Raw genomic sequence first — 14,075 nt, forward strand, 5'->3', positions numbered from 1 at the left:
TCGCTTTCTGAAAGACTTTTCTAAACCTTTTGTCAAATCAAGAAGAACGTTACCCTGATTTTCTGCCGCTGACAAAAACATAGAGCGCGTCAAACATGCTGCGGAAAGTAACCGGCCTTCCCAGCACATTGGATTGCTTAATCATCCCGTCGATGAGCGCGCACATCATGTTAGCGGTATGCTCGGTATCTATATGGTCTTCTATTAAATTTCTCGATTTGAGCCAATTTATGTACATGGTGCTTTCTTCTATCCATAACTTATAAAGACGGATATAAGCTTCATATTCACTGACGACTTTGTAAGTAGGCATATGAACGGCAAAAGACACAACATTCCAGGCAGGCTTGCTGTTTACAAACCGCATCAGCAGGCTGGCCGCGCTTGCCGCAGCTTCACAAAGCGTCAACGGCTGCGCTTTTTGCTTTTCTAATTCATCGAGATAGCCGGTGATGATCCTTTTTTTAATCTGACGCCTGTCTAATAAATGCTTCAGAAAATCTTCCTTGCTTTCAAAATGAACGTAAAACGCGCCTTTGCTGAAACCCGCCGCTTTACTGATGTCATCGATTGAGACTGAATCGTAAGCTCTTTCAATCAGGAGATGAAGGCCTGCGTCAATAAAACTTTCAAATGTTTCTTCTCTCTTAATTTGAAATTTGTTTTTTTTCATTTTTTACCCCAGCTGTTTGATCATTCACTTTATCTTACACCGAATCATTCTTTTGCGGTATTTTTTATGCAAAAAGAATATGCTAGTCGACGCTTTGAGGGTAAATGTTAATAGGTCATATGATTTATTTTTATTTGCATACTATCCAGTCAGTATTTATTTGTTTATTATTATACGTAAGAATTCTTGAAGGATTTTGGTTATTTCAGTCATTTTCTTAGGGAATAGGTAGGTGAATTCATCTTCAATTTGGGATTACCGGCCAACTATGTGTGATATTTGTTATACATTGGCTGCTGTAGCTGGGCAAATCAATTTTTCAATTGGAGGTTCTTATGAAAACTCATGTAATGAAAGATATAGATCAAGATTGGCAATTGTTAATTCAAGAGGCTAGAATCATGGGTTTGCACATTGACGATGTGAGGCGCTTCTTAAATACTGAAAAAGCGGTGAAGAAAAAAACACCAATGAAAAACACCATCCGCCAGCGGTAAGATTACAGGCGGATCCTTTTACTATATGACCTGCCACAGTCCGCCCGCACCCGAGTTTTCAAAGGAACATCCGCAATAAGAGGGGAATCAGAGAACAAACCGTATACCGGACAACCATTCCCGTCCGTATTCCGCAATTGAACAGCCAAACATGGTGATATGAGATCCCCCGCTGCATATCTTGTGTATATGCCCATTTATGAGGTGATACACAGATGGATACGAATCCCTATTATGATGAAAAACAACAGAACTACTACGAAGGCCTGAATCCTTATTTATTGAACAAAATAGACGAAAACTGGCGGACAGTGCTTGATGTCGGCTGCGGCACAGGCAATTTAGGAGCGGCGATCGAAGACCGCGGAATAACGGTTTACGGCATTGAAGCGTATCCCGAAGCCGCAAAAAAGGCGGAAAGCAAATTGAGCCACGTGCTTTGCGGCGACATTGAATCCGCCATTCTTCCGTACGAATCAGAACAATTCGACTGCATGCTGTTCGGAGACGTTCTTGAGCATCTTATCGATCCGTGGTCCGTGCTGAAAAAGCTTCGTCCTTATGTAAAAAAAGACGGCACGGTGCTTGCATGCATACCGAATGTCGGCCACATCTCAGTGGTGCTGGAGCTTTTAGCCGGCAAATGGACTTACAGTGACGCCGGATTAATGGATCAGACCCACCTGCGTTTTTTTACCCGTGAAGAGACGCTTTCATTATTTAAAGCCGCCGGTTATGAGGTGAAACGCATTGAGGCGATCCGCGTTGATCACCCCTCTTATCACAAAGCCATCGCAGCATTGCACGAAGTATGCATACAGCTTGGCATAAGGCATGACTTTATGGCAGAAGCATCGGCGTATCAATATGTGATTGAGGCCGAGAGGAGCATGTAATGGATTCACATTCATTTCTGTTTGTCGTCTGTGTGAATGACGAGCCGCTCTACTCCCGGTGCAAGAGCCATATCATGCAGCTTACCGTCCCCCCATCATACTCCGTTGATATCATGCCGATATACGATTCAGCAAGCATGGCCTCGTCCTACAACAAAGCGCTGAGACACCCCTCCAAATATAAAATTTATCTGCATCAGGATACCTTTATCATTCATCAGCATTTCCTTCATGACATGCTTCATATCTTTCAATCTCATCAGGAGCTCGGCCTTCTCGGTGTCGCCGGCTGCAAAACCCTGCCGCCGAACGGTATTTGGTGGGAAAGCGGAGAGCAGATGGGAAAAGTGATTGAATACCGGGGGAATGCTTATCACCCGCTGGACTTTGAGCACGGCGATGAAGACGGCCTGTTTACGCCCGCTGACGCCATTGACGGCTTGTTAATGGCGGCTCAATATGACGTGGAGTGGCGGGAGGATTTGTTTCGCGGCTTTCATTTTTACGACACATCACAGTCGCTTGAATTTCAAAAACACGGCTATCAAGTCGGCGTCGCCTGCCAGAAAGACCCTTGGTGCCTTCATTTTTGCGGCGACTCATTTGACGCCGCGGCATATGAAGCGGACAGACAAACATTTGTCAAACACTATATGGCAAAGCCCTCTCGCTGATCGAGAGGGCTTTTTTCGGGTTAACGTTTATTCAGTTCCCGCTCAATGATTTGTTCAAAGGTTTCCTTTCCCGCCGCGCCAGGGATTCTCTCATCGCCGATGATAAACGTCGGCACTGCCGTAATGCCGGCTTCCTCATAAGCATGGCGGAGCGCTTCCCGCTGTACGTGTCTGTACGCTCTTGTCTCAAGCGCCTCTTTAAAGGGAGCGCCGTCAAGTCCGGCTTCTTCCGCAAGCTTTGTCAGCACGCCAACGTCACCGATATTTTGCTCTTCCTGAAAGAACGCCTGAAAAACGCGTGTATGGTATTCGCTTCCTTTCCCATGTTCCTTTGCGAAATGAAAGCCTTCAAATGCCAAATCCGTGTAAGGATGCGGTGACACGCGGGGGAACGTGATTTCAACGCCTAACGACTGCGCCATCGGCTCAATGGAGTTTTTCCACATCTGCCGCTTGGCGGGATCATTCACCGGATCAAGTTTCGGCGAGGGGCTCGGACGCAATTCAAACGGCATCCATTCCACCTGTACGTCCTTGTCCTTGATTGCTTCTTCAAACGCCGCTTTGCCGACAAAGCAAAACGGACATACATAATCAGAATATACTTTAATCTGCAGTGTCATTGTAAGTCTCCTTTCCTTTTCATTTTAAGTTGTAACACATATAGTTACAAGTGTTTTTTTAAAAACACCCTCCATATGGAAGGTGTCACGATTCCAGCAGCCTTTGGGCGATATATTCTCCTTTTTTACAGCCGCCGGGACAGGCGAATAAGGAAGAGCCGATCGTTTGTGTGTATTCATTCAACGCATCCTTTGCCGCCAAAGCCTTCAGCATCGGGACAAATTGGCGGTCCGGGTCTTTTTGAAAGCAGATAAACAGCAGCCCTGCGTCAACATAGCCCGTCTTTGGATCAATTCCGTCCGTATAGGAAAATGCCCGGCGCAGAATCTGTCTGCCGGTTGATTTTGCCACGCTGACATGCGAGTCGGCGGGAATTTGATTCAGCTTCACGGGATCGGTTTCCTTTTTTTGTCCGAAAGGCGCGCCCGAGCTTTTCACCCGTCCGAACGTGTCCTCTTGTTCCTTCAAGGATGAACGGTCCCATATATCTAAAAACATCTTAATTTTCCTAAACGCCATGTACGTGCCGCCCGTCATCCAGTCCGGCTCTCCTGATTGAACCCAAACGATCGAATTCATCAGGTTTTCATCCTTCGTGCTTTGGTTGCCGGTGCCGTCTTTGAATCCGAAGAGGTTGCGCGGTGTTTCCCCGTTTTTCCCGCCGCTTAAGAAACCTTTATTGAGAAAGCGGACTTCGCACACCCCCGATGCCTGTTTCATCAGGTTGCGCACCGCGTGAAACGCCGTTTGTTCATTATCCGCGCAGACCTGTATGACGATATCACCGCCGCCTTGTTTCTTATCAAGCTTGTCGTTAGGCATCGGCGGAATATCGGCGAGGTGCTTCGGTTTTTTATCTTTCAGTCCGAAGCGGTCCTTCCCGTCTTTCTCGAAAAACCCGGGGCCGAAGCCGAAGGTAACGGTCAAATTCGCCGGTGCCAGATCCTGCGACTCCCCGGTATCCTGCGGAGGCATATATTTATTTTTCTGTTCGCCCGACGGGACGGCGCCTGAAGTCAGCAGCTGCGTCAGGCTTGTCCATTGTTTGAAAAGGGAGATGACATCGGCTTTGTCGCTTGACATGACATTAAGCGCCGCAAAATACACATACGTCTGATGCGCCGTTGTGATTCCTGCTTGGTGCTTCCCGTAAAAAGGAACGATTTGATCACGATCCCTTTTTTCATCATTTTTCTTTGAAGCGGTGGCCGCCGGTTTGAAGAGCGGGGCGAGTCCTCCGAGGCCGCTCGCTCCGACAGCGACGGCGGCGCCCGCGACGGCGCCCCACTTCAGGACATCCCGTCTGTGGATCTGTTTTTCCTTGTTTTGTTCATCGCTCATGCTGCGTCTTAACTCCTTTTAAAGCACATCGGCAATCTTCGACATGGTTTCAGAAAGAGCCGTCAGCTTCGTGCTTATCTCTCTGATTTGATCTGTACTTAATGTATCACAAGACATATACGATTGATCGCACGTTTTGTATTTCGACATCAAAACTTCAAATTCGCTGAATTCCGCATCAAGTTTTTCCGTGATCTCGAAATGATCTCTCACTGCGAGCTTTTCACTGTTTCGTAGAGGGCTTTTAAGCCTTCGGCGCCGGCGGTGATTGGTTCAGTCATCACTTTGAGCGAAGCGATAGAGCCGTCAAACACTTCGGTCGATATTGCAAGCTGATTGCCCTGTTCTTGACATACGGCTTATATTCTCCAAGTCCGTCACTGCCTTTTTGCGCACACAGAAAAAGGGCCGCCCTATCGGGACAGCCCTGCTTTGGAGCGCCGAATTTCCTCTGAAAACTTCCGCGCCGCCGCTTTTGGATCTTCGGCTTGGCTGATGGCGCTGATCATGCTGACGCCGTCTGCACCCGCTTCAATGACGGGCGCCGCGTTGTCAGCCGTAATGCCGCCGATTCCTACAATCGGAATGGTGATGCCCTGACGCCGCACCTCTTCAATCAATGTAACGCCCTGCACGGCTTCAGCATCTTTTTTTGTTTCGGTCGGATAGACCGGGCCCATTCCGACGTAATCGGCTCCGGCTTCTTCCGCCCGCTTCACCTCGGAGACGTTATGTGCCGACACACCGAGAATCATATCGCCGATTGCCGCTCTCGTTTCTTCGGCGTCTGCGTCATCCTGCCCGATATGCACTCCGTCCGCCTCAAGGCGCAAGGCCAATTCGACATCATCATTAATGATGAAAGGAATCCCGGCCTGCCTGCAGACATCCTGCACCCGCTTCGCGAACAGAACACGTTCCTCCCCTGTTAAAGAACCGCTCCCCTTTTCCCGAAATTGAAAAAGCGTAGCGCCGCCCTCAATGGCTTTTTTCACCACGGAAACGGGGTCTGCGCTTGTATTGTTTGATCCCATAATAAAATAAACCGATAACATATCCTTCATCATTTCCCGAGAAATACGCGTCATTTTTCTATCACCCTTTCAATTGCGGCAAGCTCGGCCGCTTCTTGTTCTGAGATGCTTGCCAGCTTGTTTAAAAGCTCAATCTGGAAGCTGCCCGGCCCCTTATGGGAGGTGTCCAGAGCGGCAAGCTGAGCGGCGCTTCCGTATACAGAAACGGCTGAAACGGCCGCTTGCAGAACGTCCTGCTCCGCTGCGCAGAAGGCTCCGATTACAGACGTCAGCAGGCATCCCGCCCCCGTCACCTTCGTCAGCAGTTTATCACCGTTATGTACGGCGTATGTGTCGTCGCCGTCGGAGATGACGTCGGTTTTTCCGGTAATCGCAATGACCGTCTTCAGCCCGCTTGCAGCCGTCTTTGCGAGCTGAACCACATCTCCTCCGGCTTCCCCCGCATCCACGCCTTTTATCTTCCAATCAGGGGCGCCGGCAATATTGGCGATTTCCGCGGCATTTCCGCGAATGGCGGACAAGCGGACCTCCTGTATGATCTTGCTGGCTGATGCCGTCCGAAACGGCGTGGCGCCGGCGCCTACCGGATCAAAAATGACCGGAACGCCGTTTTCATTGGCCGATTTTCCGGCTGCGATCATAGCTTCAACCGACGCCGAACTGAGGGTGCCTATATTCAGGACGAGCGCTCCTGCGATTTTCGCCATGTCGGCTGCCTCCTCAATTGCATAAGCCATAACGGGCGATGCGCCGAGCGCGAGCAGTCCGTTAGCGGTGAAGTTCGTGACGACATTATTGGTGATACTGTGAACGAGCGGGTTTTGATCCCGCACTTTACTCAAGTGTTGAGCTGCGGTTTGTGCGTCCATGCTTAATCATCCTTTTTTCTCTTTTTCGGATTCCATAAATACGATTTCGTATGCTCCAGCCAGGCTCTGGCGGCAAAGGACATATAGCGGTCTTTCCGCCAAATGATGGCTAAATGCCACGGAATGACCGGATGAACGAGCGGAATGGTTCTGACTTTGTCCGGATCAAGACCGCGGCAGATTCTTTCCGGCAAGAGGCCGATACCGAGATTGGCGGATACCATTTCGCTGATAAAGTCCCACTGTGACGTTTCATAAATGACGTGCGGCCTGAATCCGGCTTTCACGCATTCCGTCATAATTCGATTATGAAGGACAAAATCCTCCCTGAAAAATATGAACGGCTCTTCTTTTAATTCGTGAAGACTGCATTCTTTCTCGTCAGCGAGCCGATGTGACGGATGGACGACGAGCATAAGGGTTTCCTTGACGATTGTGAACGTATGAAAAATCTCTTCATTTGCGGGAAGCACGACGACCCCGATATCAAGCGAGCCGTCCTCCACCCCTTGCTGCACTTTAATAGAGCCGTCCTCAACAAGCTGAAACGTCACATCGGGATATGTGACGCGGAAGTCACCGAGCACTCTCGGGAAAAAGCCGGACCCGATCATCGGCGGAAGACCAATGCGGACGTGCCCTTTCTTCACTTCCATAATATCGTTCAGCTCTGACGTCAGGTTTTGGAATGACTTTGTGATTTCCTGCGCCTGCACATACATGCTCTGCCCGGCGTCAGTCAGTTCAACTTGCCGGCCATTGCGGTAAAACAGCTTAATGCCGAGCTCCGTCTCCAGGTTTTTAATCATTTTTGAGATTGTCGGCTGTGAAACATACAGCGACTGTGAAGCCTTCGTAAAGCTTTTCAAACGGGCCACTTCCAAAAAATACGTTAAGTGCCGGATATCCATTACATTTCATCCTTTCTATAGACAAAAGGAATACACATTATTCTTTATATGTATTTTACCTATAGCAAAACCTTCTGTACAATATAAATATAAGGGAGGCATCATTATGAAAAAATTGCTGCTTACCGTTATTCAAATCGCTCTGCTGTTTATATTTGCGCGTCTGATCAATTGGGTCACGGCGGCTCTTCATATAAATATTCCCGGCAGTATAATCGGGATTGTGATTCTTTTCACATTATTGCATTTCAAGATTATCAAACTTGAATGGATTGAGCTTGGCGCAGCATGGCTCCTCGGTGAGCTGCTGCTGTTTTTCATCCCGTCTGCCGTCGGAGTGATTGAATACGGAGATATTATGTCTAAATTCGGCGTAAGCATTTTACTTGTCGTCGTCATCAGCACATTTGTCGTGATGGTTTCAACAGGTACGCTTACACAGCTGATAGCAAAAAGAAAGGAGAAAAAACAAACGTGTTCATCGGAGTCATAAGTTTATTCTTAACTGTCTTAGTATATTTGGGCGCGAAAAAACTCTACATTCGTTTTCCGCGGGTGTATACGTCGCCGCTTCTGATTACGCCCGCTGTTTTGGTCGTACTGCTGCTTCTTGTCAATGTCCCGTATCAGACATACAATCTCGGCGGCGGACTGCTGACCGATATGCTTCAGCCGGCAACAGTGGCGTTCGCCATCCCGCTTTATAAATATTTCCCGATTTTAAAGAAATACGCCGTGGAAATTATTTTGAACGTAGCGGTCGGTTCATGTATCGCCATTCTGTCAACGGCCTTTATCGCGAAATGGTTCCATCTCGGCAGCAGCTTAGTCGACAGTCTCGTGCCGCGATCCGTGACGACGCCGATTGCCATGAACGTTTCAGAAATGATCGGCGGGATGCCGGCCGTTACAGCGGTTTTCGTCATTTTAACGGCTTTATTGGGAACGATCATTGGGCCGATGGTCATCCGCTATTTCCGCATTGATAACGAAATTGCCCGGGGCGTGCTGCTCGGAACTAGCGCGCACGGAGCGGGAACATCTAAAGCATTTGAGCTCAGCTCCGTATCAGGAACGATCTCAAGCGTGTCCATGATTCTCGCCGCAATTATGACGCTGTGCGCGGCCCCGATTTTGCTTTCGTTTATGTCATAAAAGACTGCTCCTTACAGAGCGGTCTTTTTTTATTTGCCACTCAGATGGATTTGTCTGTCCTTCATAAAAAGACGAAAACACGATATGATAAGATATGAAGTGAAAAGACTGAAGAACGGATGTGTCATATGAACGGCCAGCAGCGAAGCAGCATCAGAAAAGGACTTGAAGTCGATATCGTCCTGAAAGCCGATCAGCGTTCAGGAAAGCTGACAAGAGGAATCGTGAAAGATATTTTGACGAACTCAAGCTTCCACCCGCGCGGCATTAAGGTCCGCCTTGAAGACGGACGAATCGGCCGGGTGCAGCACATTATTGAATAGAAAAAAGCCGGAGCTTCACGCCCGGCTTTTTTTCTTTAATTTCAGCAATGAAATCCTCATATGTTCTCCCTTTATATACAAAAAATTTTAAACCAACTATTGACTCTTACGTTGCGTAATACTTTAGAGTAGCCATTAAGGAGGCGGCAAACGTGATGGGTATGAAAGTAAAAGAAGTAGCTGAACTGATTGGAGTAAGCATACGTACTCTCCATCATTACGATCAAATCGGATTATTGACTCCTCAGGAAACGACCGATTCCGGTTATCGGCTTTATTCTGAAGAGAATCTTGAACAGCTGCAGCAGATACTATTTTTCAAGGAGCTCGATTTCTCCTTAAAAGAGATTAAAGAAATCATTAATAGTCCTTCATTTAACCGAAGGGAGGCATTAATTTTACAAAAGAAAATGTTGATTGAGAAACGGAATAGAGTCGATAAAATGATTGAAACCATCGATAAATCAATCAAACATTTGATGGGAGAGATTTGCATGACGAACAAAGAGCGGTTTGAGGGAATGAACTTCAATCATAATCTTTATGAACAAGAAGCTCGCAAACGGTGGGGTGATCAACCTGTCGATAAGGTAAATATTAGATTGAAAAACATGACTGATGGTGAGCAAAAAGATTTATCTGATAAGTGGACTGCAATGTTCAATAAATTTGCACTCCTTATTAACCAATCTCCCAAGTCCCCAGACGTACAAACAGCTATCAAAGAGTGGTTTGATTTTCTCAATGAAAATTTTGGTGAATATTCTTTTGATGCCCTTTACGGATTAGGTCAACTCTATATTGAAGATAAACGCTTCACTAAGAACATCGATCAGTATGGTGAAGGGTTGGCGAAGCTCATGAGTGATGCCATTACAATTTATATAGATCATCAAAAAAAGGGTGGTACCCATTAAAATCATTATCGAGGATACAATTGGGCAATACGAAACGTTATTTTCAATGATTGAAAATAGAGAAGATTATTATCGGTATTCAATGATGAAACCTTTTGAAGATATGTGGAAAAAGATGAATGTTCCCTTAAAGGCAAAGCAACCTAACGGATATGATGTAATCATGGCTGCAAATATGCTGGGCTATCTGAGGATATTTGATACGGAAACCGGAAGAAAAGCATTAGAGAATTTAAAAGAAATTCAAGCTCTTCAAATTGCATATGGCACTTTAACTCATTGTGTAGAATTTATCAAACAAAACCGCTTAAAAATAAATGCTGATGAAATAAGGTTTGGGATGTATCTGGCCAATCAAAAAAAGCTTGAGTTACATAGAGGGTATTGTGGATTCGGAGGAATTCCGGGATTTATTCAAGTTTCAATATTCCCCAATTCTTATAACATACCGAGACTGCCTGCTGTAATCGCACATGAATTTCATCATAATATTCGTTTTTCGTATTTCAATTGGGATTATGGGAACGTAACGGTTGGTGATTACTTAATTATAGAGGGGTTGGCAGAATCGTTTGCCAAAGAACTTTACGGAGAAGCTCTGTTAGGTCCTTGGGTTACTTCTTTTGAAAAAGAAGACTTAGAATACTCAAAAGAAATCATCAAAGACTCGTTAAATAAGAAAGGGTTTGCTGAGGTCAGCAGTTACATGTTTGGTGACACCTTTGCAGCCGAACAAGGTTATCAGCCTGTCGGCTTATCACCGTTTGCAGGTTATGCGGTTGGCTACCAAGCGGTGCAATCCTTCATGAAAGCCAACAATGTGGGGATTAGTGAGGCCACTTTACTTGGCACAGATGAAATACTAAGTAATAGCGGGTTGTTTCTTTAAGATATGAAGATTATTTTATCCCGTATTAACGCGATGGAAGAGGGTTTTCTTTTCCCCTCTTTCCACGCTATAAATGATCATCCTATTTTTTCCGCAAGAAAACAACCTTCAAATAGTTCCCTTCTTTAAACGCGGGAATCGTTTTGAAATCTTCCGGAAGCGTGTATTCTTCCAAAATGTCGTAACGCTCATTTGTTTCTTTAAAGGCGGTCTCTATAAAGCCTTTAAATTTCTTCATATTGAAGGCGCTGCTGTTTGTCGAAGCGACGATGATGCCGTTTTTTGCGGTGATGGCGATCGTTTCCTTCAGCAGATTTTTATAATCTTTCGCCGCGCTGAACGTCCGTTTTTTTGTGCGGGCGAAAGAAGGCGGATCAAGGATGATGAGGTCAAACTCCAGCCCTTTTTTCTCCGCATAGCCGAAGTATTTGAAAACATCCATGACTTTAATGTCATGCGCCTCATAATCAATTCCGTTGGCGCTGAACTGTTCAATCGTTTTTGCGAGACTGCGGTTGGCGACATCGACGCTGGTCGTTTTCTCAGCTCCTCCAAGCGCCGCCGCAACGGAAAATGCCCCCGTATAAGAGAACGTATTCAGCACCCGTCTGCCGTTTGCATACTTGTCCCGAATCGCTTTGCGCACATGACGCTGGTCTAAGAAAATGCCCGTCATCGCCCCGTCGTTTAAATCCACCGCGTACCGTATGCCGTTTTCTTGAACAATGACCGGAAAATCTCCTCTTTCGCCTTTGACAAAATCGTCGTCTTCCACGTATTGCCCGGCAGTATCGAATCGTTTCTTTTCATAGATCGCTTTATAAGAAAGCTCCAGTCCGTCAATCGCCTCAATCATGCTGTCCTTATAAGCGTAAATGCCTTTACTGTACCATTGAATCAGCAGATAACCATCATAAAAGTCAATCGTGACGCCGCCGATGCCGTCGCCCTCACCGTTGAACAGCCGGAACGCCGTCGTGTCGGGCGCCTTAAACAGATGGGCTCTTGCTTCAGCCGCTTTTTTCAGCTTGTCCAGAAAGAAACGTCCGTCGATCCGTTCATCTCTCGCGCGTGACAGCACCCAGCCGACTCCTTTATTCTGCAAACCGTAATAGCCTTTTCCGATAAACTCACCCTTCTCGGATGTCACATCAAAAAGATCGCCCTCTGTTAAATGAGCAGAGCTTCCGGACAGAGCGTCTTTTTCAATCAGGGGGAATCCTTTTTTCAGCTTTCCGGCAAATGTATCTTTCACTGTAAGTAGCTTCATTGTGCATTCCTCTTTCGTTTTGCTTTCTCTTATCGTACCATAAAACATGATCAACACCGCATTGTCCCGAAAAATTCAAAACAGGGGGAAAACCATGACAGCCAAAAGAATCGACCATACAGGCATTATGGTCAAAGATATTGAAACATCCATCGCCTTTTATCAAGACGTTCTCGGTATGCAGTTAAAGGATCGTATCACTCATACGAACGGCATTATTGAACTTGCCTTTCTCGGCTTTCAGGAAGGGCCTGAGACAGAAATTGAGCTGATCCAGGGCTACAGCAGCGAGCTTCCCGCAGAAGGAAAAGTTCACCACTTCGCTTTATTAACTGAAGATATCGCGGCGGAGTTCACGCATGCGAAGCGTCAGGGCGCCGTATTTATCGATGAAGAAATCACGACGCTTCCGAACGGGTACCGCTACTTTTACATTGAAGGACCTGACGGCGAATGGATTGAATTTTTCCAGCGTTAAAAAAAAACGGGCGAAAGCGCCCGTTTTTTTATGTTTCTTCAGTGACGTTTTGTTCCGCCGCCCGTTCCTCTCTCCATTTTTGAAGATCCCAAATTCGGAAAAACGGATAATAGATGATAAATGTAATCAGGAGATTGATCAGCTGCATGACCGAACCGGAGATTTTCCCGCCCGTCGCTAAATAACCGGAAATCAGCGGCGGCATCGTCCACGGCACGGCGATTCCCGCCGGTTTTGCCACCATCCCCGTGCTCATCCCGATGTACGTCGCCGTAATGGTCAAGAGCGGCGCAATGATAAAAGGCACGATTAACAGCGGATTCATGACGAGCGGCATCCCGAAAATAATCGGTTCGTTAATGTTAAAAATCGCGGGCCCGATGCCGAGACGGCCGAGCTGTTTCATCTGTTTGCTTCTGGAACGCACAAGCATGGTCAGCACAAGGGCAAGCGTCGCTCCGCTTCCGCCGACATTAATCCATATTTGAAAGAACTGTGTCGTAAAAATGCTCGGCAGCGCCTCTCCCGCCTGAAAAGCCAAACGGTTGGCGTCCATCGCCCCGTACCAGATCGGCGACATGACGCCGCCGATAATGGACGCGCCGTGTATGCCGCACGACCAAAGCAGCATTTGCACGAATTCGGCGATAAGACTTCCGCCGAGACTCCCGCCCAGAATAGACAGCGGGGTGCCCAGCAGATCGCCTACGACATTGTGGAGGCTTTTAAAAGGAGTTATTTCAATAAACAGACGGGCCAGCCATACAAGCGTAATAACAATGAAACCGGGGATGAGCGCAACGAACGATTTGCTGACCGCAGGCGGCACTCCGTCAGGCATCTTAATGACGATATTTCTTTGTATGATAAACCGGTACACTTCCGTAGACAGCATTGCAATGATCATCGCGACAAACAGACCCTTGCTTCCGAGCAGCGAAATCGGAATGCCGCCTCCCACCATAATCTCTGTTGCCGAGCCGTCAGGAATAAACGGAATCTGATACGGCGTCGCCAATAAAAAGGCGGCAAGGGCAATGGCTCCCGACGACAGGGCATCCACCTCATAGCTTTCCGCAAGCCGGTAGGCAATCCCAAAGGCGGCGACAAGCGCCATAATGTCAAAGGACGCATTCACGGGATACCCGAGCTTTTCAACCCAATTTTCACCGAAAAGACCAGCCATAAAATCGGCATAACCGGGAATCGGAAGACTCGTCAGAATCAGAAAAACCGATCCGATGATGATAAGCGGCATCGTCAAAATAATGCCGTCCCGCAAAGCTCTTAAGTGCCTTTGGCCGGCGACTTTTCCGGCGACAGGCATGATTTTTTCTTCCATGACCCGATTGAACGTGCTCATTTATCAAAAACCCCCTTTTTGAGTTCATTGCGCAGATGTCTTAAAGCATTTTCTCCATCATATTTTGGAAACGCTTACATTTGCATACAGAAATTTTCCTTATCCCTCAGGAAAAAAAGAATTCCGCACTGCCGATATATAAAGAAAAAGGGGGAATTGCA

General features: G+C 47.0%; 17 protein-coding genes and 1 pseudogene. 9 read left to right on the forward strand and 9 right to left on the reverse strand.

Translation table 11 applies throughout. From position 1 onward, the window contains the following. Nucleotides 1-49 precede the first annotated feature (49 nt). Nucleotides 50-673: a TetR/AcrR family transcriptional regulator gene (locus NYE28_RS19885; protein ID WP_015240820.1), complete on the reverse strand. Its 624-nt coding sequence runs from the start codon at nucleotides 671-673 to the stop codon at nucleotides 50-52. A gap of 335 nt (nucleotides 674-1,008) precedes the next feature. Here NYE28_RS19885 and NYE28_RS19890 point away from each other — a divergent pair, with 335 nt between their 5' ends. The 3 genes from NYE28_RS19890 to NYE28_RS19900 all read left to right on the forward strand — a co-directional run bounded on the left by NYE28_RS19890 (nucleotide 1,009) and on the right by NYE28_RS19900 (nucleotide 2,740). Next, complete coding sequence (locus NYE28_RS19890) at nucleotides 1,009-1,170, forward strand: anti-repressor SinI family protein (protein WP_003150917.1); 162 nt, start codon at nucleotides 1,009-1,011, stop codon at nucleotides 1,168-1,170. Nucleotides 1,171-1,385: 215 nt separating this feature from the next. Next, on the forward strand, nucleotides 1,386-2,066 hold the full coding sequence (locus tag NYE28_RS19895) for a class I SAM-dependent methyltransferase (protein WP_337681131.1): 681 nt from the start codon (nucleotides 1,386-1,388) through the stop codon (nucleotides 2,064-2,066). Further along, nucleotides 2,066-2,740, forward strand: a complete 675-nt coding sequence (locus NYE28_RS19900; RefSeq protein WP_342490227.1) for a glycosyltransferase family protein — start codon at nucleotides 2,066-2,068, stop codon at nucleotides 2,738-2,740. Before NYE28_RS19895 ends, NYE28_RS19900 begins: the two co-directional genes overlap by 1 nt. 20 nt (nucleotides 2,741-2,760) lie before the next feature. On the opposite strand, the gene NYE28_RS19905 is transcribed toward NYE28_RS19900, so the two are convergent. The 6 genes and pseudogenes from NYE28_RS19905 to NYE28_RS19930 form a co-directional block, all read right to left on the reverse strand. Beyond that, a complete protein-coding gene (locus NYE28_RS19905; protein ID WP_326146375.1) occupies nucleotides 2,761-3,363 on the reverse strand; it encodes a DsbA family oxidoreductase in 603 nt (200 codons plus the stop codon). 85 nt (nucleotides 3,364-3,448) lie between these two features. Further along, nucleotides 3,449-4,705, reverse strand: coding sequence for an iron uptake transporter deferrochelatase/peroxidase subunit (gene efeB, locus NYE28_RS19910; RefSeq protein WP_059367556.1), 1,257 nt, complete (start codon nucleotides 4,703-4,705; stop codon nucleotides 3,449-3,451). An 18-nt stretch (nucleotides 4,706-4,723) separates the two neighbouring features. Then, a pseudogene (locus NYE28_RS19915) lies at nucleotides 4,724-5,013 on the reverse strand (Efem/EfeO family lipoprotein); the annotation flags it as partial. A gap of 105 nt (nucleotides 5,014-5,118) precedes the next feature. Next, nucleotides 5,119-5,793 (reverse strand): thiamine phosphate synthase, encoded by a 675-nt coding sequence (gene thiE, locus NYE28_RS19920; RefSeq protein ID WP_039063815.1) that lies wholly within the window; start codon nucleotides 5,791-5,793, stop codon nucleotides 5,119-5,121. Further along, on the reverse strand, nucleotides 5,790-6,608 hold the full coding sequence (gene thiM / locus NYE28_RS19925) for a hydroxyethylthiazole kinase (RefSeq protein WP_167340923.1): 819 nt from the start codon (nucleotides 6,606-6,608) through the stop codon (nucleotides 5,790-5,792). Before thiM ends, thiE begins: the two co-directional genes overlap by 4 nt. Before the next feature lie 2 nt (nucleotides 6,609-6,610). Then, entirely contained in the window at nucleotides 6,611-7,519 is a 909-nt protein-coding gene (locus NYE28_RS19930) for a LysR family transcriptional regulator (RefSeq protein ID WP_003150908.1), read from the reverse strand. Nucleotides 7,520-7,625: 106 nt separating this feature from the next. On the opposite strand from NYE28_RS19930, the gene NYE28_RS19935 reads away from it, so the two are divergent. From NYE28_RS19935 to NYE28_RS19955, 5 genes are all read left to right on the forward strand, one after another. Then, nucleotides 7,626-8,012: a CidA/LrgA family holin-like protein gene (locus tag NYE28_RS19935; protein WP_007407725.1), complete on the forward strand. Its 387-nt coding sequence runs from the start codon at nucleotides 7,626-7,628 to the stop codon at nucleotides 8,010-8,012. Next, nucleotides 7,994-8,674 (forward strand): CidB/LrgB family autolysis modulator, encoded by a 681-nt coding sequence (locus NYE28_RS19940; RefSeq protein ID WP_015240826.1) that lies wholly within the window; start codon nucleotides 7,994-7,996, stop codon nucleotides 8,672-8,674. Before NYE28_RS19935 ends, NYE28_RS19940 begins: the two co-directional genes overlap by 19 nt. 128 nt (nucleotides 8,675-8,802) lie before the next feature. Continuing rightward, nucleotides 8,803-8,997: a YwbE family protein gene (locus tag NYE28_RS19945; protein ID WP_003150901.1), complete on the forward strand. Its 195-nt coding sequence runs from the start codon at nucleotides 8,803-8,805 to the stop codon at nucleotides 8,995-8,997. 155 nt (nucleotides 8,998-9,152) lie between these two features. Next, nucleotides 9,153-9,914 carry a MerR family transcriptional regulator gene (locus NYE28_RS19950; RefSeq protein ID WP_132106644.1) on the forward strand — a complete coding sequence of 254 codons (762 nt, stop codon included), beginning with the start codon at nucleotides 9,153-9,155 and terminating at the stop codon, nucleotides 9,912-9,914. A 46-nt stretch (nucleotides 9,915-9,960) separates the two neighbouring features. Next, a complete protein-coding gene (locus NYE28_RS19955; RefSeq protein ID WP_342490228.1) occupies nucleotides 9,961-10,803 on the forward strand; it encodes a DUF2268 domain-containing putative Zn-dependent protease in 843 nt (280 codons plus the stop codon). A gap of 82 nt (nucleotides 10,804-10,885) precedes the next feature. On the opposite strand, the gene NYE28_RS19960 is transcribed toward NYE28_RS19955, so the two are convergent. Further along, the gene (locus NYE28_RS19960; RefSeq protein WP_007407727.1) at nucleotides 10,886-12,073 is read right to left on the reverse strand and encodes a class I SAM-dependent rRNA methyltransferase; all 1,188 of its coding nucleotides are present in this window, start codon (nucleotides 12,071-12,073) and stop codon (nucleotides 10,886-10,888) included. 94 nt (nucleotides 12,074-12,167) lie between these two features. Here NYE28_RS19960 and NYE28_RS19965 point away from each other — a divergent pair, with 94 nt between their 5' ends. Continuing rightward, a complete protein-coding gene (locus tag NYE28_RS19965; RefSeq protein ID WP_012118757.1) occupies nucleotides 12,168-12,551 on the forward strand; it encodes a VOC family protein in 384 nt (127 codons plus the stop codon). 28 nt (nucleotides 12,552-12,579) lie between these two features. Here the strand turns inward: NYE28_RS19965 and celB are convergent, their stop codons facing one another. Continuing rightward, nucleotides 12,580-13,914: a PTS cellobiose transporter subunit IIC gene (celB, locus tag NYE28_RS19970; protein ID WP_088461850.1), complete on the reverse strand. Its 1,335-nt coding sequence runs from the start codon at nucleotides 13,912-13,914 to the stop codon at nucleotides 12,580-12,582. Nucleotides 13,915-14,075 lie beyond the last annotated feature (161 nt).

It is taken from the genome of Bacillus sp. FSL R5-0443, assembly GCF_038608285.1.
Classification (GTDB): domain Bacteria; phylum Bacillota; class Bacilli; order Bacillales; family Bacillaceae; genus Bacillus; species Bacillus velezensis.